Source organism: Streptomyces sp. NPDC046335 (assembly GCF_055587985.1).
In genome coordinates, this window is sequence record NZ_JBVJFF010000016.1 from 209,457 (window position 1) to 232,944 (window position 23,488).

General features: G+C 71.6%; 18 protein-coding genes and 1 pseudogene. 14 read left to right on the forward strand and 5 right to left on the reverse strand.

All coding sequences use genetic code 11. From position 1 onward, the window contains the following. Positions 1-40 precede the first annotated feature (40 nt). The 11 genes from ACZ6JY_RS34255 to ACZ6JY_RS34305 all read left to right on the forward strand — a co-directional run bounded on the left by ACZ6JY_RS34255 (position 41) and on the right by ACZ6JY_RS34305 (position 12,636). Positions 41-721: a GntR family transcriptional regulator gene (locus ACZ6JY_RS34255; RefSeq protein WP_469202290.1), complete on the forward strand. Its 681-nt coding sequence runs from the start codon at positions 41-43 to the stop codon at positions 719-721. Next, positions 718-1,620, forward strand: a complete 903-nt coding sequence (locus tag ACZ6JY_RS34260; RefSeq protein ID WP_469202292.1) for a dihydrodipicolinate synthase family protein — start codon at positions 718-720, stop codon at positions 1,618-1,620. The genes ACZ6JY_RS34255 and ACZ6JY_RS34260 overlap by 4 nt, the downstream gene beginning before the upstream one ends. Further along, positions 1,617-3,428, forward strand: coding sequence for an L-arabinonate dehydratase (gene araD / locus ACZ6JY_RS34265; RefSeq protein WP_469202294.1), 1,812 nt, complete (start codon positions 1,617-1,619; stop codon positions 3,426-3,428). The genes ACZ6JY_RS34260 and araD overlap by 4 nt, the downstream gene beginning before the upstream one ends. Positions 3,429-3,620: 192 nt before the next feature. Then, on the forward strand, positions 3,621-4,586 hold the full coding sequence (locus ACZ6JY_RS34270) for a carbohydrate ABC transporter permease (protein ID WP_469202296.1): 966 nt from the start codon (positions 3,621-3,623) through the stop codon (positions 4,584-4,586). Next, positions 4,583-5,461 carry a carbohydrate ABC transporter permease gene (locus tag ACZ6JY_RS34275; RefSeq protein WP_469202299.1) on the forward strand — a complete coding sequence of 293 codons (879 nt, stop codon included), beginning with the start codon at positions 4,583-4,585 and terminating at the stop codon, positions 5,459-5,461. The genes ACZ6JY_RS34270 and ACZ6JY_RS34275 overlap by 4 nt, the downstream gene beginning before the upstream one ends. Beyond that, on the forward strand, positions 5,458-6,702 hold the full coding sequence (locus ACZ6JY_RS34280; protein WP_469202301.1) for a Gfo/Idh/MocA family protein: 1,245 nt from the start codon (positions 5,458-5,460) through the stop codon (positions 6,700-6,702). Before ACZ6JY_RS34275 ends, ACZ6JY_RS34280 begins: the two co-directional genes overlap by 4 nt. Then, a complete protein-coding gene (locus tag ACZ6JY_RS34285) occupies positions 6,699-7,559 on the forward strand; it encodes a DUF6807 domain-containing protein (RefSeq protein WP_469202303.1) in 861 nt (286 codons plus the stop codon). The genes ACZ6JY_RS34280 and ACZ6JY_RS34285 overlap by 4 nt, the downstream gene beginning before the upstream one ends. Continuing rightward, the gene (locus ACZ6JY_RS34290; RefSeq protein WP_469202306.1) at positions 7,556-9,190 is read left to right on the forward strand and encodes a glycoside hydrolase family 43 protein; all 1,635 of its coding nucleotides are present in this window, start codon (positions 7,556-7,558) and stop codon (positions 9,188-9,190) included. Before ACZ6JY_RS34285 ends, ACZ6JY_RS34290 begins: the two co-directional genes overlap by 4 nt. 58 nt (positions 9,191-9,248) lie before the next feature. Further along, positions 9,249-10,589 carry an ABC transporter substrate-binding protein gene (locus tag ACZ6JY_RS34295; RefSeq protein ID WP_469202308.1) on the forward strand — a complete coding sequence of 447 codons (1,341 nt, stop codon included), beginning with the start codon at positions 9,249-9,251 and terminating at the stop codon, positions 10,587-10,589. Continuing rightward, a complete protein-coding gene (locus tag ACZ6JY_RS34300; RefSeq protein WP_469202310.1) occupies positions 10,586-11,347 on the forward strand; it encodes a rhamnogalacturonan acetylesterase in 762 nt (253 codons plus the stop codon). Before ACZ6JY_RS34295 ends, ACZ6JY_RS34300 begins: the two co-directional genes overlap by 4 nt. Next, entirely contained in the window at positions 11,344-12,636 is a 1,293-nt protein-coding gene (locus ACZ6JY_RS34305; RefSeq protein WP_469202312.1) for a pectate lyase family protein, read from the forward strand. Before ACZ6JY_RS34300 ends, ACZ6JY_RS34305 begins: the two co-directional genes overlap by 4 nt. Here ACZ6JY_RS34305 and ACZ6JY_RS34310 read toward each other — a convergent pair. After that, a complete protein-coding gene (locus ACZ6JY_RS34310; RefSeq protein ID WP_469202314.1) occupies positions 12,594-14,924 on the reverse strand; it encodes a WD40/YVTN/BNR-like repeat-containing protein in 2,331 nt (776 codons plus the stop codon). The two genes, ACZ6JY_RS34305 and ACZ6JY_RS34310, sit on opposite strands and share 43 nt — an antisense overlap. Positions 14,925-14,970: 46 nt before the next feature. After that, positions 14,971-16,839 (reverse strand): annotated as a pseudogene (locus tag ACZ6JY_RS34315) (glycoside hydrolase family 48 protein); the annotation flags it as partial. A 426-nt stretch (positions 16,840-17,265) separates the two neighbouring features. On the opposite strand from ACZ6JY_RS34315, the gene ACZ6JY_RS34320 reads away from it, so the two are divergent. The 3 genes from ACZ6JY_RS34320 to ACZ6JY_RS34330 all read left to right on the forward strand — a co-directional run bounded on the left by ACZ6JY_RS34320 (position 17,266) and on the right by ACZ6JY_RS34330 (position 19,955). Next, positions 17,266-17,394, forward strand: a complete 129-nt coding sequence (locus ACZ6JY_RS34320) for a hypothetical protein (protein ID WP_469202316.1) — start codon at positions 17,266-17,268, stop codon at positions 17,392-17,394. Then, on the forward strand, positions 17,391-18,767 hold the full coding sequence (locus tag ACZ6JY_RS34325) for a glycoside hydrolase family 6 protein (RefSeq protein ID WP_469202318.1): 1,377 nt from the start codon (positions 17,391-17,393) through the stop codon (positions 18,765-18,767). Before ACZ6JY_RS34320 ends, ACZ6JY_RS34325 begins: the two co-directional genes overlap by 4 nt. A 180-nt stretch (positions 18,768-18,947) precedes the next feature. Further along, positions 18,948-19,955, forward strand: a complete 1,008-nt coding sequence (locus tag ACZ6JY_RS34330; RefSeq protein ID WP_469202320.1) for a LacI family DNA-binding transcriptional regulator — start codon at positions 18,948-18,950, stop codon at positions 19,953-19,955. An 8-nt stretch (positions 19,956-19,963) separates the two neighbouring features. Here the strand turns inward: ACZ6JY_RS34330 and ACZ6JY_RS34335 are convergent, their stop codons facing one another. From ACZ6JY_RS34335 to ACZ6JY_RS34345, 3 genes are all read right to left on the reverse strand, one after another. After that, positions 19,964-21,943, reverse strand: coding sequence for a beta-galactosidase (locus ACZ6JY_RS34335; protein WP_469202322.1), 1,980 nt, complete (start codon positions 21,941-21,943; stop codon positions 19,964-19,966). An 8-nt stretch (positions 21,944-21,951) separates the two neighbouring features. Next, entirely contained in the window at positions 21,952-22,878 is a 927-nt protein-coding gene (locus tag ACZ6JY_RS34340; RefSeq protein ID WP_469202324.1) for a carbohydrate ABC transporter permease, read from the reverse strand. Between the two features lie 19 nt (positions 22,879-22,897). Continuing rightward, positions 22,898-23,488: ABC transporter permease subunit (locus tag ACZ6JY_RS34345; protein ID WP_469202326.1), on the reverse strand; the 591-nt coding region annotated here is incomplete at its 5' end.

The following is a 23,488-nucleotide window of genomic DNA, read 5'->3' on the forward strand; positions in this document are numbered from 1 at the left end:
GTCATATATGAGACGCGATATGTGAGATCTGAGGGAGCCCATGACGTCCGTCCCGACTCCGACCCCGGTGGCTGCCGCGCCGGGCCCGGTGCCGATCCCCTCGCGCACGCAGTACGTGCTCGAATCGATCAAGCACCGCATTCTGACGGGCGAGTTGACCCCGGGGCAGCCACTGATCGAGACGGAACTGGCCCGCGAGTACGGCGTCTCCAAGACGCCCGTCCGCGAGGCACTGAAGACCCTCGCAGGAACCGGCCTCGTCGAGATGAGCCAGTACAAGGGCGGGGCCGTGCGCACCGTCGACGCGGCCATGGCCCGCGAGGTCTACGACGTACGGCTGCTCCTTGAGCCGGAGGCGCTGCGCCGCACCGTGCTGCGCGGTGCCCCGCTGGAGGCGGCGCGCGACGCGCTGAAGCGGGCCGACGAGGCCGACGACGCCGCCGAACGCTCCCTCGCCAACCGGGAGTTCCACCGCGCCCTCTACATCGACTGCGGCAACCCGCTGCTCGGGCGGCTGCTCGACGGCGTGCGGGACCAGGCCGCGCTCGTCTCCGCCGTGGCGTGGGCCGCCGACCCCTCGTGGGCCCGCGAGGCCACCGAGCACGAGCAGATCCTGCGGCTCGCCCTCGCCGGGGACCAGGACGGGGCCGCCGAGGCCCTGCACCAGCACATCGAGTCGTTCGTACGGCGCGCTTTCCCGGGAGAGGGGCAGACGAAGTGAGCTTCGAGACACAGCGCGCCGCGCTCGCCGACGTCGTGGCCATCCCGGTGACGCCGTTCACCGAGGACGGCGGCATCGACCGCGCCGCCCACGGGGTGATCCTGCGGCGCCTGCTCGACGGCGGCGTGCGCACCCTGACGCCGAACGGCAACACCGGGGAGTTCTACGCCCTCTCGCCCGACGAGCGCCGCGAGGTCGTGGAGCTGACGCACGCCGGGGCCGCGGGTCGTGCGGTGCTGCTCGCCGGGGTGGGGCACGACGTGCCGACCGCCGTCGCCGCCGCCCGGCACGCCGGGGAGCACGGGGCGAGCATGGTGATGGTCCATCAGCCCGTGCACCCCTACGTCTCCGACGCGGGCTGGGTCGCCTACCACCGGGCGATCGCCGAGGCCGTGCCGGGGCTCGGCGTCGTCCCCTACCTGCGTGACGCGGGCCTGCCGGGCGCGCGCCTCGCCGAGCTCGCCGACGCCTGCCCCAACGTCATCGGCGTGAAGTACGCCGTGCCGGACGCCGCGCGCTTCGCCGGGTTCGCGCGGGACGCGGGGCTCGACCGCTTCGTGTGGGTGGCCGGGCTCGCCGAGCCGTACGCGCCCTCGTACTTCTCGGCGGGCGCCACCGGCTTCACCTCCGGGCTCGTGAACGTCTCCCCGGGGCTCTCGCTGCGCATGATCGAAGCGCTTCGATCCGGTGACCATCCGCAGGCCATGAAGGTGTGGGAGCAGATCCGCCGCTTCGAGGAGCTGCGGGCCGCCGACGGTTCCGCGCACAACGTCACGGTCGTCAAGGAGGCCCTCGCCGCGCTGGGCCTGTGCCGGCGCGACGTGCGGGCGCCCAGCAGTCTCCTGCCGGACGCCGAGCGCGCCGAGGTGGCCGCGATCGTCGAGGGGTGGTCGATATGACCGGGCCCGACGTGGAGCGGGGCGGGCGGCAGGCAGGGCAGGGCAGGGGCGCGGGTCAGAGCGGTGGCGCGGGTCAGGACGCGGGGCGGCGGGAGCTGCGGAGCAGCCAGTGGTTCGGGGACGGCATCTCGTCCGGGCTGCGCTCCTTCAGTCACCGGGCCCGCACCCGCCAGCTCGGCTACCTCCCCGAGGAGCACCTCGGCAAGCCCGTCATCGCGGTGCTCAACACCTGGTCCGACATCAACCCCTGCCACTCCCACCTGCGCGACCGCGCCCAGGCCGTCAAGCGCGGCGTGTGGCAGGCCGGCGGCTTCCCCCTGGAGTTCCCGGTCTCGACGCTCAGCGAGACCTTCCAGAAGCCCACCCCGATGCTCTACCGCAACCTCCTCGCCATGGAGACCGAGGAGCTCCTGCGCTCCTACCCGGTGGACGGCGCCGTGCTGCTCGGCGGCTGCGACAAGACGACACCCGCGCTGCTCATGGGCGCGGCCAGCGTCGACCTGCCCGCCGTCTTCGTGCCGGCCGGGCCGATGCTGCCGGGCCACTGGCGCGGCGAGACGCTCGGCTCGGGCACCGACATGTGGAAGTACTGGGACGACCACCGCGCCGGGCTCATCGGCGACTGCGAGCTGACCGAGCTGGAGAGCGGCCTCGCGCGCTCACCCGGGCACTGCATGACGATGGGCACCGCGTCCACCCTCACCGCGGCGGCCGAGGCGCTCGGTGTGACCGTGCCCGGCGCCTCCTCGATTCCGGCGGTCGACTCCGGGCACGACCGGATGGCGGCGGCGTCGGGGCTGCGGATCGTCGACCTCGTACGCGAGGACCGGCGGCTCTCGCACATCCTCACCGCGGACGCCTTCGAGGACGCGGTGACCACGGTCCTCGGGCTCGGCGGCTCCACCAACGCCGTCATCCACCTCATCGCGATGGCGGGACGCGCCGGGGTCAAGCTCACGCTGGACGACTTCGACCGTGTCGCCCGTACGGTGCCGGTGCTCGCCAATGTCAGGCCGGGCGGCGAGAAGTACCTGATGGAGGACTTCCACTTCGCGGGCGGCCTTCCGGGCTTCCTGTCGCGCATCACCGACCTGCTGCACCTGGACCGGCCGACCGTCGCCCACGACACCCTGCGCGAACAGCTCGCCGGGGCGCGGGTGCACGACGAGGACGTCATCCGGCCCCGGAGCAACCCGGTCGCCGGGGAGGGCGGCGTCGCCGTCCTGCGCGGCAACCTCTGCCCCGACGGCGCCGTCATCAAGCACATCGCCGCCGAGCCGAGGCTGCTCCAGCACACCGGGCCCGCCGTCGTCTTCGACGACTACCGCACGATGCAGCGGACCATCCACGACCCGTCCCTCGGCATCACCCCCGACCACGTCCTCGTGCTGCGCGGTGCGGGCCCCAAGGGCGGGCCCGGCATGCCCGAGTACGGGATGCTGCCCATCCCCGACTACCTGCTCAAGCAGGGCGTACGGGACATGGTGCGGATCTCCGACGCGCGGATGAGCGGCACGTCGTACGGCGCGTGTGTGCTGCACGTGGCGCCCGAGTCGTACGTCGGCGGGCCGCTCGCGCTCGTCCGTACCGGGGACCCCATCACCCTCGACGTGGCGGGGCGGACGCTTCATCTCGGCGTGGACGACGCCGAATTGGAGCGCAGGCGTGCCGAGTGGGCGCCGCCGCCCGCCCGCTACGAGCGGGGCTACGGGGCGCTCTACAGCGAGCAGATCACCCAGGCCGACACCGGCTGCGACTTCGCGTTCCTCGCGCGTCCCGGCACGGTGCCGGACCCGTACGCGGGCTGACGCCCGGCCGCGCCACCTCCATCTCCACCGCCCACGTATGTCCGAGATATCGAACATCGTGCGGAAAGCGCTTCACCCGCAACTTCCCGCACGCATACGCACCTCACGCACACGCACCTCACGCACACGCACATGACGCACACGCACATGACGCACACGCACCTCACGCACCCCCAGGATCGGAGAACTGTCATGGCACAGGCCGCAGCCGTGGCGAAGCCGCCGCCGAGCACCGCGCAGCCGCCGCGCGGCAAGGAGCGGCGGCACCGCCGAAGGACCGGGGCGAGCCCGCGCCGCCTGCCCTATCTGCTGATCGCCCCCGCCGTCCTGCTGATGCTCGGCTTCATCGCGTACCCGGTGGTCAGCGTCTTCTACTACAGCCTGCGGCACTACAACCCCACCAAGCCGTGGCGCAACGGATTCGCGGGCCTCGACAACTTCGTCACCGCCTTCACCGACGACCCGCAGTTCTGGAGCACCCTCGGCTTCAGCCTCCAGTGGGTGGCCGTCGAGGTCGTCCTGCAACTGCTGCTCGGCCTCGCGCTCGCCCTCCTCGTCAACCAGACCTTCGTGGGGCGCGCCATGGCCCGCGCCCTGGTCTTCTCGCCGTGGGCCGTCTCCGGCGTCCTCACCTCGACGATCTGGCTGCTGATCTTCAACTCCCAGACCGGCATCACGCGTTACCTCGCCGACGCCGGCATCGGCTCGTACGGGACGTCCTGGCTCTCCGACACCGGCACGGTCTTCCCCGCCGTCGTCGTCGCCGAACTCTGGCGGGGCGTCCCCTTCTTCGCGATCCTCATCCTCGCCGACCTCCAGTCCGTCTCGAAGGACCTGTACGAGGCGGCCGAGGTCGACGGCGCGAGCCGCTGGCGGCAGTTCTTCCACATCACGCTGCCGCACCTGAAGGACGCGATCATCCTCTCCACGCTGCTGCGCGCGGTCTGGGAGTTCAACAACGTCGACCTGCTCTACACCCTCACCGGCGGTGGTCCCGCGGGCGAGACGACGACGCTGCCGCTGCGCATCGCGTCCATCGCCGTGGACTCGCACGACTTCGGCTACGCGTCCGCGCTGACCGCCATCGCCTTCGTGATCCTTCTCTTCTGCTCGCTGCTGTATCTGCGGCTCAGCAAGTTCGGGGGCCAGGACAAATGACCGCCACACTCACCGCGCCGGGCAAGGGCAAGACTGCCGCCGACGCAGGGAACGGGTCCACCACCATCGGGCGGACGCCCCGCTGGCAGATCTACCTCCCGCTCGGGCTGTACCTGCTGTTCACCCTCATCCCCTTCTACTGGATCCTGCTCTTCGCGGTCCGCCCCACCGGTTCCACCTCGCTCGTGCCGTGGCCCATCACCTTCGAGCACTTCGACAAGGTGTGGACCGAGCGCAGCTTCGCCACGTTCTTCCAGAACAGCCTGCTCGTCGGCGTCGTCTCCATGGTGATGACCACGCTCGTCGCCCTCGCCGGCGGCTACGCGCTGGCCCGCTTCGACTTCCGGATCAAGCGCGGGTTCATGCTGGCGCTGCTCTGCTCGCAGTTCATCCCGGGCGCGCTGATGCTCGTACCGCTCTTCGAGATCTTCGCCGAGCTGCGGATGATCAACTCGCTGGCCAGTGTCATCGTCGCCGAGACGGTCTTCCAGCTCCCGCTGTCGATGATCCTCCTCAGCGGCTTCATCAAGAACGTGCCCTACGTCCTGGAGGAGGCCGCCTGGGTCGACGGCTGCGGACGCTTCCGCGCGTTCTGCGCCGTCGTCCTGCCGGCGCTGCGGCCCGGCCTCATCGCGGTCGGCTCCTTCGCCTTCGTGCACAGCTGGAACCACTTCCTGTTCGCCCTGATGTTCCTCAGCGACCAGGGCAAGCAGACGATCCCGGTGGGCCTCGCCACGCTGATGGGCGCCGACAGCGTCGACCTCGGGGCGCTCGCCGCCGGTGGTGTGGTGGCCGCGGTGCCCGTCGTCATCGTCTTCGCGTTCATCCAGAAGTGGCTGGTCACCGGGTTCAGCGCGGGGGCGGTGAAGGGATGAGCACGCGCTCGCTCGACCCGCGGCTGCCGCTGCCCGTGGTCCTCGCGGGTGCCCGGGGGCACGGCATCTGGCACCTGGAGAACATCCGCCGCCTTCAGCGGGAGGGGTACGTCCGTCTGGTGGGCGTCTGCGAACTGCGCCCCCTGGACGCCGAGGAGCTGACCGGCTTCGGGGCGGTCGCGCAGTCCGACGACTTCGCCGGGCTGCTGGACTCCACGGGCGCCGCCGTCGCCGTCATCTGCACGCCCATCCCGACCCACACCGGCCTCGCGCTCGCGGCGGCGGCGCGCGGCGTCCACGTACTCCTGGAGAAGCCGCCCGCTCCGTCGTACGCGGAGTTCCTGCGGATGGCCGACGGCGCCGCCGCGGCGGGGACCGCCGTCCAGATCGGCTTCCAGTCGCTCGGCTCGCACGCGCTGCCCGCCATCGGCCGGCTCATCGCCGAAGGGGCGATCGGCGAGGTGACGGGCGTGGGCGGCGCGGGGGCGTGGGTGCGGGACGAGGCGTACTTCCGGCGGGCGCCGTGGTCGGGGCGGAGGCGCCTGGACGGCGCGGACGTCGTCGACGGCGTCCTGACCAACCCCCTCGCGCACGCGGTCGCCACCGCCCTCGCCCTGGCGGACAGCGCCGCCGCCGAGGACGTCACCGCCGTGGAGACCGAGCTCTTCCGCGCCCACGCGATCGAGTCCGACGACACCTCGTGCGTACGGGTCTCCACGGCGCGCGGCATCAAGGTCGCCGTCGCCGCCACGCTGTGCGCGCACACGCAGGAGGAGCCGTACGTCGTGGTGCACGGAAGCGAGGGCCGCATCACCTTCTGGTACAAGCAGGACCGCGTGCTGGTGCGGCACGGCGCCGCGACGGCCGCGGCACCCGCCCTGTACGGCAGGACGGACCTCCTGCGGAACCTGGTCGACCATGTGCTCGGCCACGCCGGACTGCTGGCCCCGCCCGCGGCCACCGGGGCGTTCATGCGCGTGGTCGAGGCGGTACGGGTGGCGCCGGACCCCGAGCCGCTGCCCCCCGAGGCGTGGCGCGCCGCGCCGGGGGAGCGCGCGGAGCGGCGGATCGTCCAGGGCATCGACGGCCTGGTGGCGGTGGCGGCGGACTCGCTGAGCCTGTACTCGGAGCTGGGCGCGCCCTGGGCCCCGCCGCACCCCCGGCCTCTCCACGGTGACCTCCGCGGTGACTTCCGCGGTGACCTCCGCGGTGACTTCCACGACGAGCTGAGGACGCGATGAGCATCTCCCCGCACCAGAGCCCCGGCCCCCTCGTCCTGCGCTGCGCCGGGCGGCCCGTGGCGCGTTACGTCGTCCGGCCCGAGCCGGGGCGGAGCACGGCCCCCCGTCCCTACCTCCATCCCGTCACCACCCTCTCCGGGACCGCCGTCACCGAGTCGGGCCCCCAGGACCACCCGCATCACTTCGGGGTGAGTGTGGCCGTGCCCGATGTGGCGGGGCGCAACTTCTGGGGCGGACGGACCTTCGTGCGCGGGCAAGGGCCGACGGAGCTCGACAACCACGGGGTCCAATGTCACCAGGCGTTCAAGCTGCGGGACCCGGACGGCTTCGTGCAGGAGGTCGCCTGGGCGGCGGACGGCGAGGTCCTGCTGCGCGAGCGGCGTACCGTCGCCGCCGCCGCACTCACCGACACCGCCTGGGCGCTCGACTTCACCTTCTCGCTCACCAACGCCACCGGCGGCGAGCTGACCATCGGCAGCCCCGCCACCAACGGCCGCCCCGGCGCCGCGTACGGCGGCTACTTCTGGCGCGCCCCCAAGGCGGCGGCGCCCCCCAGGGTCTTCACCCCGGAGGCCGAGGGGGAGGAGGCCGCGCACGCCACCCGCGCGAAGTGGCTCGCGCTGGCCGGGGACGGCTGGACGCTGGTCTTCGCGGGGGCCACCGCGGAGACCCGCCGCGACCCGTGGTTCGTGCGGGCGGCCGAGTACCCCGGCGTCGGCTCCTCGCTGGCGTCCGCCGACCGGCTGCCGGTCGCCCCGGGCGACACGGTGGTACGCCGGATCGTCACCGTCGTGGCCGACGGCACCCTGGACCGCGGCGAAGCCGCCGCGCTGGCCCGCAAGGCGGTGACGGCATGAGCACCGGTACCTCCACGGGCGGCGCCCCGGCCGCCGGACCCGACCCGGCCGCCGGGCCCGAGGGCTCCGGGCAGGGCGACGCCTCCCGCCCCGGCCCCGCACCCGTCCACGTCACCGGCGACCTCGGCGACGGCTTCTACCGCAACCCCGTCCTCGCCGCCGACTGGTCCGACCCCGACGTCCTGCGGGTCGGCGACGACTTCTACCTCACCGCGTCCAGCTTCGGCCGGGCCCCCGGCCTGCCCCTGCTGCACTCCCGCGACCTCGTCAACTGGACGCTGATCGGCCACGCCCTGGACCGCGTCGAACCGGCCGAGGCGTTCGCGTCGCCCCGGCACGACTGCGGGGTGTGGGCGCCGTCCCTGCGGTACCACGACGGGCGGTTCTGGATCTTCTGGGGCGACCCCGACCACGGCATCCAGCAGGTCAACTCGGCGGACATCCGCGGGCCCTGGAGCCGGCCCCACCTCCTCAAGCCCGGCAAGGGTCTCATCGATCCCTGCCCCCTGTGGGACGAGGAGAGCGGCACGGCGTACCTCGTGCACGCCTGGGCGAAGTCGCGGTCCGGCGTCAAGAACGTGCTCACCGGCCACCGCATGAGCCCCGACGGGCGCGAACTCCTCGACGAGGGGGAGGTGATCGTCGACGGCGACCGCATACCCGGCTGGTTCACCATCGAGGGGCCCAAGCTCTACCGCCACGACGGCTGGTTCTGGATACTCGCCCCCGCCGGCGGCGTGGCCACCGGCTGGCAGGGCGCCTTCAGGTCCCGCCGGTTCCACGGGCCCTACGAGCAGCGTGTCGTGCTCCAGCAGGGCGGCACCGACGTCAACGGGCCCCACCAGGGCGGCTGGGTGCGCACCGCGACCGGTGAGGACTGGTTCCTGCACTTCCAGCAGCGCGGCGCCTACGGCAGGGTCGTCCACCTCCAGCCCATGCGGTGGGACGCCGACGGCTGGCCGGTGCTCGGGGACGACGGCGCCCCCGTCGACGTACACCGCAAACCGGAGCTGCCACCGCAGCCCCGCTCCGCCCCCACCGCCGACGACGACTTCCCCGGCGGCCGCCACGGCCCCCAGTGGCAGTGGACCGCCAACCCCCGCGACGGCTGGGCCACGTCGCACTCCCGGGACGGGCTCCGCCTGTCCTGCCTCCGCGCGGCGCGCGCCCACGACGTACGCGCCCTGCCGCACACCCTCACCCAGCGCCTGCCGCTGCGGCCCTGCACCGTCGAGGTGGAGCTGCGTCTGGACGCCGAGTCACCCGGGGCGCGCGCCGGGCTCGTCGTGCTCGGCGACGCGTACTCCTGGATCGGCCTGGAGCGGGGCGAGGACGGCACGACCAGGCTCGTGCACCGCTTCGCCGAGGCGGGCGCGGAGGCGGAGCGGGACGCCGCGCCACCGCGCCCCGCACCGGACGGCACGGCCCGGCTGCGGATCGACGTCACGCAAGGGGCGCGCTGCCGCTTCCACGCCGACACCGGCAGTGGCTTCGAACCCACCGCGGGGCCGGTCTTCGCCGCGACGCCCTGGCGCTGGGTCGGCGCCCTGCTCGGCCTGTTCGCGGTGGCGGAAGAGGGCCGGGGGCCCACGGGGACCGCCCTGTTCACCGGCTTCCGGATCACGCACTGACGCCCGTACCCACCCACGTACAGCACAGTCCGACACCTCACGAAAGAGAGCCGCAGCAATGACCATGAGCAACCGCAGCAGAGGCCGCACCACCGCCGCGCTCGCCCTCACCACCGCCCTCGCGCTGACCGCCACCGCCTGCGGTGACGACGGCAGCGGAGCGGCGGGGGACAAGGGCGGAGAGGGCAGCGGCAAGGGCGAGATCGTCTTCTGGGACAACAACACGGCCGTCCGGCAGGACATCTGGCAGGAGATCATCAAGGACTTCGAGAAGGCGAACCCGGACATCGACGTCAAGTACGTCGGTGTGCCCGCCGAGAACGTCCAGTCCAAGTACGACACCGCCATCCAGGGCGGTGGCCTCCCCGACGTCGGGGGCGTCGGCGCGGCCATGCTCGCCGGTATCGCCGCGCAGGACGCCCTGGAGCCGCTGGACAAGCGCGTCGGGAAGAGCCCGCTGAAGGACGAGCTGAACTCCGGGATGGTCGAGAGCGTGCGGTCGGCGGGCGGCGGCGTCGAGCTGTACACCGTGCCGACCTCCGCGAGCAACGGCGTCCTGTACTACCGCACGGACCTGTTCAAGGCCGCGGGCCTGCAAGCGCCCACCACCTGGCCGAAGTTCTACGAGGCCGCCGAGAAGCTCACCGACAAGGGCGACAACCGCTTCGGCTACACCATCCGCGGCGGCGAGGGCTCCATCGCGCAGGCCCTCGACGCGATGTACGGGCAGTCCGGCATCGGCGACTTCTGGGACGGCGACGAGACGACCGTCAACGACCCCAAGAACGTCGCGGCTCTGGACAAGTACGTCTCCCTCTACAAGAAGGCCACGCCGTCCGCCGACCTCAACAACGACTTCACCAAGATGGTCGCCCAGTGGGACAGCGGCCAGATCGGCATGCTCAGCCACAACCTCGGCTCCTACCAGGACCACGTGAAGGCGCTCGGCGAGAGCAAGTTCCGCGGCCTGCCCAACCCGACGACCGGTGCGGGCGTACGGGTCCAGGTGTCCAACCCCGTCGACGGGCTCGGCCTCTTCAAGTCGAGCAAGAACAAGAAGGCGGCCTGGAAGTTCATCGAGTTCGCGGCCTCCCACCGGTCCAACAGCAAGTGGAACGAGTCGGCGGGCGCCATCCCCGCCAACACCGAGGCCGCCAAGGACCCGTGGGTGAAGAAGTCGGAGCCCACCAAGCTGGCCGCCGAGGCCCTGAACGACGGCTCCCTGAAGATCGTGCAGCTGCCGTACTACCTGCCCGACTGGAACACCATCAGCAAGGCCGAGAACGAGCCGAACCTCCAGAAGGTGATGCTCGGCAAGATGTCGGCGAAGGACTTCCTCGACTCGCTCGCCGAGCAGCTCAACGAGGCGCAGGCGGAGTGGAAGAAGGAGCGTCAGTGACCGCTGCGGGCCCCGGGCGGCGGACGCTGTACCTCGCGGGTGACTCCACCGCCGCCCAGAAGTACGCGTCCGCCGCGCCCGAGACGGGCTGGGGCATGGCCCTGCCCCTCTTCCTGCGCCCCGCGCTGTCCGTCGCCAACCACGCGGTGAACGGCCGGAGTTCGAAGAGCTTCGCCGACGAGGGCCGCCTCGCCGCGGTCCTCGCCGCGATCCGCCCCGGCGACCTCCTCCTGGTCCAGTTCGGCCACAACGACGAGAAGCGCGAGGACCCCGTCAGGTACACCGAGCCGTGGACGGCCTACCAGGAGTACCTGCGGCAGTACGTGGCCGGGGCGCGGGCGCGTGGCGCGCGTCCCGTGCTGCTCACCTCCGTGGAACGCCGGCGCTTCGACGAGGACGGCACCGCCCTGCCCACCCACGGCGACTACCCGGACGCGATGCGCGCCCTGGCCGCCGAGGAGGGCGCGGCGCTCCTCGACGTCCAGGCGCTTTCCCTCGCGCTCTGGGACAGGCTCGGCGCCGAGGAGACCAAGCGCTACTTCAACTGGACCGTGTACGAACAGGACAACACCCACTTCAACCCGCCCGGCGCGATCGCCCTCGCCCGCATGGTCGCGGCGGAGCTGCTGCGCGAAGGGGTGCTCGCCCGCGGCGATGTGCGCCGCCTCGACGACGCGGTCCCCGCGTCCTGGATCACCTGGCCACCAGAGCCAGAGCCACAGCCGGCACCAGCACTGTTCCCGGAAGAAGGAGCATGACGATGCGCGTCGCCCTCACCCTGCTCGCGGGCTGCACGGCCCTAGCCCTCGCCGCCCCCGCGACGGCGTCGGCGCGCCCGGCGCCCCCGCGCGACACCCTGCCCGCGCACGACGGATGGGCGTCCGCCGACGGCGGCACGACCGGCGGCGCGGGCGCGGGCGCCGAGCGCACCTACACGGTCACCACGTGGAAGGAGTTCACCGCCGCGCTCGCGGCGGACGGCGAGGGCCCCCGGATCATCAAGGTCAGGGGAACCCTCGACGCCACCGGGGCGGGCGGCTGCGCGGCGTTCGAGGCGCAGGGGTACGACTTCGAGAAGTACCTCGCCGCGTACGACCCGGCCGTGTGGGGCAGGGACCGGCCGGTCAGCGGCGAGCAGGAGGACCTGCGGGCGGCCTCGGCGGCCCGCCAGGCCGCGGCCGTCAAGGCGTACGTCCCCTCCGACACGACCGTGGTGGGGGTCGGCGAGGACGCCGGGATCATCGGCGGCAGCCTCCAGATCAAGGACGCGGACAACGTCGTCGTCCGCAACCTCACCCTGGAGAGCCCCCTCGACTGCTTCCCGCAGTGGGACCCCACCGACGGGGAGCGGGGCGCCTGGAACTCGGAGTACGACAGCGCGGTGGTGTACGGCTCCACACACGTCTGGCTGGACCACAACACCTTCACCGACGGCGCCCACCCCGACAGCTCGCTGCCCTCCTACTACGGGGAGCTCTACCAGCGGCACGACGGCGAGCTGGACATCGTGCGCGGCGCCGACCTCGTCACCGTCTCCTGGAACGTCTTCGCCGACCACGACAAGACCCTCATGATCGGCAACAGTGACAGCGCGGGTGACACCGACCGCGGCAAGCTCCGCGTCACGCTCCACCACAACCTGTTCAGGGACATCGTGGAGCGCGCCCCGCGCGTGCGCTTCGGCAAGGTCGACGCCTACAACAACCACTACGTCGTGCCGCGCGACGGCTACCAGTACTCGTTCGGCATCGGCGCCGAATCCCGGCTCGTGGCCGAGGCCAACGCGTTCACCCTGCCGGGCGGGACCGGCGCAGGACGCGTCCTGAAGAAGTGGAAGGAGGCGCCCGTCACCGCCGGCCACAACTACGTCAACGGCAAGCGCGTGGACCTCATCGCCGCGCACAACGCGGAGTTCCCCGAGGAGACGCTCCAGTCCGGTGCGGGCTGGACCCCGCGCCTGCGCACCCACGTCGACCACCCGCGCGCGGTACCGCACGTGGTGGGTCACCGCGCGGGTGCCGGAGGCCGGGCCGCGATGTCGCCGTAGACGATGCCGCGGCCGTTCGTCGCCACGTACACCCGGCCGTAGACGTTCGGGTCACCGGTGATGGCGGCCCCCGTCCAACCCCACTGGTGCTTCGCGTCGTTGACGCGCACCCAGCTCGCGCCCGCGTCCGTGGAGCGGAAGATGCCGCGCACGCCGCCGATCCTCGCGCTGGTGTAGAGCGTCTGGTACTTGGCGCCGGGCGCCGCCTTGCCGAAGCCGATGGTGTCGGCCTCCTGGACGCCGCCGGCCTTGGTGAAGCTCGTGCCGCCGTTCGTGGAGTGCCACAGGCCGTACGTGCCGCCCGCCTTGCCGCCCGCGAGCCAGATGTCACCCTTCCTGCCGGGCACGGCCTGGAACTTCACCGGGCCCTCGGTGGGCAGGCCCGCCGACGCCTTCGCGGCGAAGGTGCGGCCGCCGTCCGAACTGACGTAGAACACGCCGGACTTGAAGCCGTAGAACCTCTTCGGGTCCACCCGGTCCGCCTCGACCACCGCGCCCCGCGGGATGCCCTCGGCGGCCGTCCACGCGGATCCGGGTCCGGTGGCGGTGTGCACCCCGGCGCCCTCCGGGCTCCACACGTAGCGGCTCGCGTCGGCCGCGGCGGCGACCGTGCCGCCGCCCGTGACGCCCGGGGGCTCCTGCCCGCCCGACCAGGTGGCTCCGTTGTCCGTGGAGAAGGCCACGCGGGGCGCCGCGTCGGCGTTGCCCGCCCGGACGACCGCGTCCGGATCGGCCGCGGCGTGGTCGAGGCTCGTCGTACTCGTGAAGTTCGGCGAGGTGTACATCAGCGGCGGAACCTTGGTGACGTCCGTGTGCCGGAAGCCGCCGATGTCGCCGAGCGCGCTCAGCAGGGGCGCCCCGGACGGGGGAGCGGCGAGGTCGTTGACGGCGGTCTCCTCCAGGCCCTTCACCATGGGTGTGATGGTGAACTTGCCGCCCGCCGCGTCCCACCGGGTGAGGTTCTCCGTGCCGTAGACCGTGGCACCCGTGCCGTACATCATCCGGTCGGAGTCGAACGGGTCGATCTCCAGGGCCTCCGTCATCCATCCGAGCTTCGGGGTCTGCTCGGGAGGCGCCGGGTTCGCGCCCCAGGACAGCCAGGGGACGGAGGAGATGTCCATGGTGTAGCGGTTCTCGCGTGCCGGATACGCGGAGTAGCTCCACGCCGGCGTCCAGTTGGCGCCGCTGTCCCTGCTCCGGAAGATCTGGGTGTCGGGCCACCATGAGCTGTAACCGGTGACCATGACGGTGCCCGGGTGCTGCCGGTCGACGGTCAGACCGCTGAAGCCGTAGTGGGTGTCGGCCTCGGCGACCGGGCTGACGTCCTTCCACTCGCCGGTCCTCGTCGCGTACCGCCAGACCTGGCCCTTGCCGCCGTCGTAGGGCCCGGCCCGGTCGCTGTAGGCGAGGTAGAGGTAGCCGTTCTCCGCGTCGAGGACGCCCTTGTGGGCCAGCAGACCGGTCGGCTGGCCCGCCACGCGTGACCAGTTGCCGCCACCGTCGGTGGACCGGTAGACGGAGTTGGCCTTGTCGGCCACGCCCACGTAGAGCGTCCCGGTCTTGCCCCCGGCCTTCGTCGACTCGTCGAACGTGACCCAGACGATGCCCTGGTTGTCGGAGTCGTAGCCGGTCGTGTCGCTCGGGTCCTGCTGGAAGTTGCCCGGGTTGGGGAAGTCGGTGACCTGCTTCCAGGTGGCGCCCGCGTCCGTGGAGCGCCACAGGCCCTTGCCGCTGGGTGCCCCCAGGTACAGCACGTCGTTGTCGTGCGGGTCGACGGCCAGGCGCTCGCCCATGCCGCGGCCCGGCATGTTGCCGCCGAGTTTGAACGGCAGGTCGGCCCTGCGCCAGGTCTCTCCCCGGTCGGCGGAGCGCAGGACGGCGCCGTTGCCCGGGTCCCAGTCGTTGGTGTACGTGCCGACGGCCGCGTACACCCGGTCGGGGTCGACGGAGTCGGACGCGAGGCTCACCACGCCGGTGTGGCCCCAGTCGTCCCACCCGACCGAGTCGAGCAGCGGCTTCCAGGACTTGGCGGACTCCTGCCAGCGGTAGGCGCCGCCGATGTCCGTGCGGGCGTAGGCGAGGTCGCGCTCGGAGCGGTTGAAGACGATGCCGGGGACGAAGCCGCCCCCGTCGACGCGGACGTTCTTCCAGTCGTACGCCTCGGCCGTCGCGGACGCGGGGGTGTGGTCGTCGGCGGTCGCCACCGGGCCACCGGCGAGCAGTCCGCCGAGCAGGCCGAGGAGAGCGGGGAGCACGCGCGCTCTGTGCGCGCGGGGCGCAGGGGGCATGGGGGGTCCCTTCGCACGTCGGGTGGGGGGCTGGGGCGGCGGGCGTTCAGGATTCGAGGAGTTCCGCGTACGCGCCGAGGGCCAGCGCGATGTCCACCTGCGCCCAGAACCGGTGGTAGGTGAAGGTCGGGGCGTTGCCGCCCGACAGGTACGCCTGGACCTTCGGCCAGTCGGGGTCCTTCTTGTAGAAGGAGCGGGTGGAGAGGAAGGTCGACGAGGAGTTGACCGGGTCACCGTTGGGCATCGTGCCGTTCCAGCCGTTCGGCACGTACACCGCGTCGTCGAAGCGGTCGTAGTCGGACCGCTTCTCGGCCACCGCGATGCCCCGGGTGTCCCTGTGGTGCGTCCACATGCCGTCCAGCAGCGCCTTCGCGGTGGTCTTCGCCCTGGCGTGGCCGGATCTCGCGGCGTAGTAGACGAGTGTGCGCGCGTAGGCGCCCGCGACGCCCACGTCGTTCGTGCGGTCCACGACCGAGACGTGCAGTGCCGCGTTGCTTCCGGGGCCGGCCGGGTTCCAGGTGTCGGGCTTCCCCGACCAGCTCAGCGTCGAGGGGAAGAGGTAGGTGCCGTCCGCGTTGACGGTGGTGTGTGCCAGCGCCCAGGTCACCCACTTGTCGAGGACGGCCTTGGCGTCCGCGGCGCCCGTCTGGTGGTAGTACTCGGCGACCCGCTCCATCGACCAGGCCTGGAAGCCGAACCACTGGTTGGACGGCGGGTCGTGGTAGACGGGCTTCTCGTCGTAGAACATGCCGTAGAACGTGGGTGTGCCGGCCGGCGGCGTCGCGTAGCGGCCCTGCCAGCTGTTGGTCGCGCCGCCCGCGATGGCGCCCTCGGCGGACTGGAGCCAGCGGTAGAACTCCAGCTGCCGCTTGAGGCTCCGCCCCCAGTCCGCCTTGCCCGTGGCCGACTTGGGGGCGAGGGCCGGGTACGAGGACAGGGCGTGTGCGGCGAGGGGGTTCTGATAGCCGCCGTGGCTGTGGCTGCAGCCGATGCGCCAGGCCCAGCCCGCGGAGGTGTCCAGGGCGCCGCCCCACGCGTAGTACCAGGACAGGAGGTAGTGCGCGCTGTTCTTGCCGCTGCCGGGCGCGCAGCCGGACGGCGACGTGCAGTCGCCGACCTTCTTGAAGTACTTGTCGAACATCGCGTACCGCAGGTAGTCACCCATCTTCGCGGCCTTGGCGACGGTCGCCGCGACCTGTCCCTGCCGGCCCTGGGCGGTGGCCCACTTGTGCGCCCAGTACGCGGCCTGCACGGCGCGCGCGTCGGCGTCGGGCGCGTTGGTGTACTTCCACTGCCTGGCGTACGAGGCGTCGCCGGTGAACAGGTCGAGGTAGCCGTTCCTGCCGCCGTGGGCGAAGTCGTCGCGGCAGGGGTGGGCGACCGTCTCCCAGACCGACTCCTGGGGGCCGCGCTGGAAGGTGTTGATGTACGTCGGGGCGGTGCCGGAGCCACCAAGGCCGTAGGTGTTGTCGACGTCCTGGAGCCAGTGCATGCCGTAGATGTCGTCGGTGCCGTACGCGCCGCGCAGCTCGGCCGCGAGGGGGTCGGCGCCGGCGGCGACCGACGGGTCGAGGGCGGAGGGGTACTGCGTGGGAGAGTCGTGTTCCGACGCGTACGTAGCCGGTTTCGACGCATTGTAGAAACTGTTCGTCGGCTGCTCCGCGCGCGAGGGGATCATGAATTTCTCCATGGTTTCCCACGCCGAGTTGAACCGGCTCCAGTCGCCCGTGACCTTGCCGTACATGGCTTGCAGCCATATCAGATAGCTGTACGCCTCGGAGGTCGTCTCATGTCCGTGATCAGGGGCTTCGACAATCAGTGTCTCGACCGAGTGGTAGGGAATGCCCTCTGGCGAGAAATAGCCGTTCGCGGGATCGGTGATCTTCGCGTAGAGATCGAGGAAACGCTGCTCGTACGGGGTGGCCGCCGCCGACGCCTGTGCGGCGTGGGCGCTCTGACCTGCGGGGCCGAGGGAGGAAGTGACGGGGATGGCGGCCGCGGCCGCGCTGATGGCGAGCATGCGGCGGCGGCTCAGGGACTGTCCGTGCTCGGTGGGGTCGGGTGATGGAGGCATGGGGGTGCCCTTCTTCCGGTGGTCTCCGGCAGGTCTCTCGACGATTCTTCCGACAGGTCTCTCGGTGGGGCTCCCGGAAGATGTGGGAGCGCTCCCAAAGTCCTTGTGGGACTTGAGGTTGTCAAGGGTTCTCGCGTGCATCGCTTTGTCGAATCCATTCGGCGGAGAAGGTGGGGAAAAATTTCTGGGAATCGCGGCAACCTTCTCTTCCGCCTGCGGTGACTTCACATCAGAGGCCCGTGATTGCCGACCGAGAAGGAGTCGCCCGTGCGGCAACCCCAGCGGCTGCTGCGCACGCTCGCCGTGCCGGCCGACGGCACACCCACCCCGTTCGGCACCGGGCCGCGCGACCACCTGCGCGCCCTCGACACCCGAGAGGCAGGACCCCGTACATGAGCCGCAACCAACCCCGCACCCGCACGCACCGCAGATCGCGCACGCTCCTGCTCGCCCTCTCCACCGTGCTCGCCGTCAGCGGCGGCACCGCCGTCGCCCTCACCGGCGAGAGCCCGGCCGCGGCGGCCGCCGCCCGCGTCGACAACCCGTACGCGGGCGCCAAGGCGTACGTGAACCCCGAGTGGTCGAAGAAGGCCGCCGCCGAGCCCGGCGGCAGCGCCGTGTCCGACCAGCCCACCGGCGTCTGGCTCGACAGGATCGCCGCGATCGCGGGCGGCAGCGGCAAGATGGGCCTGCGCCAGCACCTCGACGCGGCCCTCCAGCAGCGCGCGGACGTCGTCCAGCTCGTCATCTACAACCTGCCGGGCCGGGACTGCGCGGCCCTCGCCTCCAACGGTGAACTCGGCCCCACCGAGATCGACCGCTACAAGCGCGAGTACATCGACCCGATCGCGAGAATCCTCGGCGAGTCCAAGTACGCCGGCCTCCGCATCGTCACGACCGTCGAGATCGACTCGCTGCCCAACCTCGTCACCAACACCTCGGGCCGCCCCACCGCGACCCCGGCCTGCGACGTGATGAAGGCCAACGGGAACTACGTGAAGGGCGTCGGCTACGCCCTCAAACAGCTCGGCGCCGTCCCGAACGTCTACAACTACATCGACGCGGGCCACCACGGCTGGATCGGCTGGGACGACAACTTCGCCGCGTCCGCGCAGGTCTTCCGCCAGGCCGCCACCGCCGAGGGCAGCACCGTCGACAACGTGCACGGCTTCATCACCAACACCGCCAACTACAGCGCCCTGAAGGAGGAGAACTTCAGGATCGGGGACTCGGTGGGGGGCCGCTCGGTCCGCGAGTCGAAGTGGGTCGACTGGAACCGCTACACCGACGAGCTGTCCTTCGCCCAGGCCTTCCGCGACCAGCTCGTCAACACCGGCTTCCGGTCCGACATCGGCATGCTCATCGACACCTCACGCAACGGCTGGGGCGGCACGGCACGCCCGAAGGGCCCGGGCCCGACGACGGACGTCGACTCCTACGTCAACGGCGGGCGCTACGACCGCCGCATCCACCTCGGCAACTGGTGCAACCAGTCCGGCGCGGGTCTCGGCGAACGCCCGAAGGCCGCACCGGAGGCCGGCATCGACGCCTACGTGTGGATGAAGCCGCCGGGCGAGTCCGACGGATCGAGCAAGGAGATCCCGAACGACGAGGGCAAGGGCTTCGACCGGATGTGCGACCCCACGTACGAGGGGAACCCGCGCAACAACCACAACAAGACGGGCGCGCTGCCCGACGCCCCGGTCTCCGGCCAGTGGTTCTCGGCCCAGTTCCAGGAGCTCCTGAAGAACGCGCACCCGGCGGTGTGACCACCGCAAGGACCGCGGGATGACGGTCGCCAGGGGCGAGTCGAAGCGCTTCGACTCGCCCCTGGACTTGTCGTGGGCGCCCACATAAGGTCGGAGGCTCAACTGCGCGTTCACCACAGCGGCGTGCGTCGAAGCGTTTCGCCACGATGCGCCGCCGCCCCGACCGGACCGGAGAGCTCAATGGTCACCCTAGCCGAGGTCGCCAAGCACGCCGGAGTCTCGGCCAGCACGGTGAGCTACGTCCTCAGCGGCAAGCGGTCGATCTCCACCGGCACCCGCGAGCGCGTCGAGCGCAGCATCGAACAGCTCGGATACCACCCGAACGCGGGCGCCCGCGCCCTGGCGAGCAGCAGGTCCAACGTCATCGCCCTGATGATGCCGCTGCGCACCGACATGTACGTACCGGTGATGATGGAGATCGCCATCGCCATCGCCACCTCGGCCCGCACACACGGCTACGACGTGCTGCTCCTGACCGGCGACGAGGGCCCCGCGGCCGTGCGCCGCGTGGTGGGCAGCGGACTCGCCGACGCGATGATCCTCATGGACGTCGAACTGGACGACGAGCGGCTCCCGCTCCTCCGCGACAGCGCGCGGCCCGCGGTGCTCATCGGCCTGCCCTCCGACACGGCGGGCCTGACCTGTGTCGACCTCGACTTCGTGGCGACGGGCGCGCTCTGCGTGGAGCACCTGGCCGGGCTCGGCCACCGTGACATCGCCGTCATCGGCGAGGCCCCCGCCGTCTACGAACGGCACACCGGCTTCGCCGAGCGCACCCTGGAGGGCCTGCGCGCCAGGGCCCGCGAACTGGGGGTGCGGCTGCTGCACCGGCCCTGCGACGCGGGGTACGGGCCGACGTCGGCCACGCTCGCCCGCGTCTTCGACGAGCGGCCGGGCACCACCGGCTTCGTCGTCCAGAACGAGTCGGCCGTGGAGCCGCTGCTCGGTCTGCTGCGCCAGCAGGGCCGCGCCGTTCCCGAGGACGTCTCGGTGATCGCGGTCTGCCCGGACCAGGTGGCCCTTCAGGCGTCGGTGCGGCTCACCTCGGTCTCCATCCCCGCCGAGGAGATGGGCCGCAGGGCCGTGGAGCGCATCATCGCCAAGCTGGCGGGGGGCGACGAGGACGACGTCACGCTGATCGCACCGGAGCTGACGGTGCGGGCCAGCACGGGAAACGCTCCCGGCTGACCCGCTGATCACCGAGTGTCCTCCCGCAGGACGGCCACCCCGTAGCGGCCGAGCGTGAGCGTGTCCTCCACGGCGTCGCCGGACAGCAGCTCGCGGTGGCGCCCCGGTACGCGGACCCTCACCTCGCCGCGGCCGTGGTGCAGCAGGAACAGCAGGTCCCCGCGGCGCACGGCCTCCACTTCCCGGGGGAGGCCGTCGAGGGGAGGCCGTGCGCCTGCCTCGGCCGCCGCCCGGGCGAGCAGGTCGCGCAGGGCGGCGGGTGCGGGGAGCGTGGAGACGTACCAGGCGCGGCCCCGGCGCAGCACCGCGGGCATGCCGTCGAGTTCGCCGCCCCGGTAGGAGGCCTCCGGCACGGCGTCCCGGGTGGGGACCAGCTCCTCCGACCAGAGCGTGCCGGTGAACTCCCCGCAGTCGACGCTCTCACCGGCGTCGAGCGGCCACCACTCGTGCACGGTGCGGATGCCGAAGAGGGCCCGCAGCCGGGCGTCCATGCCGCCGGGCCGTACCCGGTCGTCGTGGTCGGCCACACCCGTGAAGAAGCCGCAGACGACGGTGCCGCCGCCCTCCGCGTACGCGAGAAGGCCGTCGATCGCGGTGTCGGTGAGGAGGTAGAGGTGCGGGACGACGACCAGCTTGTACGGGGACAGGTCGTGCTCGGGGTGGGCGAAGTCGGTGGTCAGGTGTGCGTCCCACAGGGCGCCGTGCCATGCCCGCAGCGTCTCCGCGTGGTCGAGCCGGTCGGAGGGGCGGCCTTCCTGCTGCCCCGCCCACCAGGACTCCCAGTCGTGCAGGACCGCCACCTGCGCGGGTACGCGCCCGCCGCTCACCTCGCCGCCGAGCCGCGCCAGTTCGGCGCCCAGGCGCTTCACCTCCTGGAAGGCGCGGCCCTCCGCGCCCGCGTGGCCGACCATCCCCGAGTGGAACTTCTCCGCGCCCTGCCGGGACTGCCGCCACTGGAAGTAGCAGACGGCGTCGGCGCCGCGCGCCACGGCCTGCCAGGACCAGAGACGGTTCAGTCCGGCCGGCTTGGGGTGGTTGACACCGCGGAAGTTCACCTGGCCCGCCGCCTGCTCCATCACCATCCACGGGCCGCCACCGGCCTGCGAGCGTGTGAGGTCCTGGACGAGGGCGCCGTACCGGCCGCCCAGCGGGTCCTTGGGATCGGGGTAGACGTCCACCGAGACCACGTCCTCCTCGCCCGCCCACCTCCAGCCGTCCTGGCCCACCCACAGCGGCATGAAGTTGGTGGTGACCGGGAGGTGCGGGGTGTGGGCGCGGACGATGTCGCGCTCGGCGAGGTAGCACTCGAGGAGGGCGTCCGACGTGAAGCGCCTGAAGTCCAGGACCTGGGCGGGATTCCTCAGGTAGTGGGCCCGGCGGGGCGGCAGGATCTCCCGCCAGTCGTCGTAGCCCTGGCCCCAGAAGGCGGTGCCCCACGCGGTGTTGAGCGCGTCGAGGGTGGTGTACCGCGCCCGGAGCCAGCGGCGGAACGCGGACGCCGCCTCGTCGCCCCAGTCGTAGGTGCAGTATTCGTTGTTGATGTGCCACATGCGCAGCGCCGGGTGGTGAGCGTAGCGCGCGGCCAGATCCTCGGTGATGGCCGCGGCACAGCGGCGGTAGACGGCGCTGGAGTGCGCGAAGTGCTGGCGCGAACCCCACCACTCGACCTGCCCGTTCTCGTCGCGGGGCAGCGTCTCGGGGTGGAGCCGGCCGAGCCACGGCGGGGGAGCGGAGGTCGGCGTGGCGAGGACGACCCCGATGCCGTGCTCGTCCATGAGGTCCATCAGCCGGTCGAGCCAGCCGAACTCGCGTGCTCCGGGCCGGGGTTCCAGCTTGGCCCAGGAGAAGACGCCGAGGGTGACGGAGGTGACCGACGCCTCGCGCATCAGGCGTACGTCGTCGTGCCAGACCTCCTCGGGCCACTGCTCGGGGTTGTAGTCGCCGCCGAACAGGACGCGGCCGCGGGTGGTGTCGTCGAGGGAAGGCATCGGTGGGTTCAGCCCTTCACTGCGCCGGTGAGCATGCCTTGCTTGAAGTGCCGTTGCACTAAGGGGGAGAGGACGGCGACCGGGAGGAGCGCGAGGACCATCACGGCCATCTGGATGGCGAGCGGTGACAGGTGCCCGGTGTTGATGGCCTGGCTGAGGCCGGTCGGCCGCTGCTGCTTGATCACCAGCTGCTGCATGACGTTCTGGAGCGGCATCATGTCCGGGTCGCTGAGGTAGATGGACGCGTTGAACCACGCGCTCCAGTACCCCACCGCGTAGAAGAGGGTGATCACCGCGATCACCGCACGCGAGAGCGGCATGACGATCCGCCACAGGATGCGCAGGTCACCGGCGCCGTCGATGCGGGCGCTCTCGATCAGTTCCTGCGCCGTGCCCATGAAGAACGCCCGCAGGACCAGGATGTTGAAGACGTTCATGGCGCTCGGCAGGATCAGCGACAGATAGCTGTCGGTCAGGCCGAGCCCCTGCACCACCAGGTACGTGGGGATGAGCCCCGCCCCGAAGAACATCGTGGCGACGATCACCATCAGGATCGGCCGGTGCAGCACGGACCCCGGCCGTGAGAGGCCGTAGGCGCACAGGACGGACACCGCCATGCTGAAGAGCGTGCCGACGACCGTGACGCCGACGCTGACCAGCGCGGCCCGCGACACCTGGCCGCCGCCCAGCAGCTCCTGGTAGTGGACGAAGGTGATGCCCCGCGGGATCACCACGAGGCCGCCCGTCCCGGTAATTGTGCGCACCGAGGAGAGGCTGGTGACGACCACCACCCACATGGGGAAGAGGACGGCCAGACAGACCAGGACCAGCGTCACGCCCTTGGTCGCGAGACCGGCGCGGGTCGGCGGCTCCTCCCACACGGGCCGCAGACCGGTGCGGCTGCCCGGCTTGATGCCGAAGCTGAGCAGAGTCATCGTGTGTCCACCTCATGCTTCATCGCTTGTACACCCCCTGCTCGCCCATGAGGTGGGCGGCCTTGTTGGCCCCGAGCACCATCAGGAGGCCGAAGACTCCCTTGACGATGCCGATGGCGGCGCCGTAACCGAAGTTGCCGTTGTCCAGGCCGGTGTTCCACACGTAGGTGTCCAGGACCTCGGAGGCGGAGGGGCCCACCGCCGCCCGCTGGAGCAGGATCTGCTCGAAGCCGACCGTGAGCGCGTTGCCGACCTGGAGCACGAGCAGCAGGGCCACGACCGGGCGCAGCGCCGGCAGCTGGATGTGCCACATGCGCCGCCAGCGGTTCGCGCCGTCCATCGCGGCGGCCTCGTACAGCTCGGGACTGACCGCGGCGAGCGCGGCGAGGAAGACGATGACGCCCCACCCCGCGTCCTTCCAGACCATCTCGAAGGTGACGAGGAACTTGAAGAGAGCCGGGTCCGTCATGAGGTCGAAGCCGTCGTGGCCGTGGTCGCGCAGCACCTGCGCGACCAGGCCCCACCCCCCCAACACCCGCTTGGAAAAGGTGATGACGAAAAACCAAGAGAAAAAATGCGGGAGGTGGAGGGTTGCCCTGGCTACGGCCCC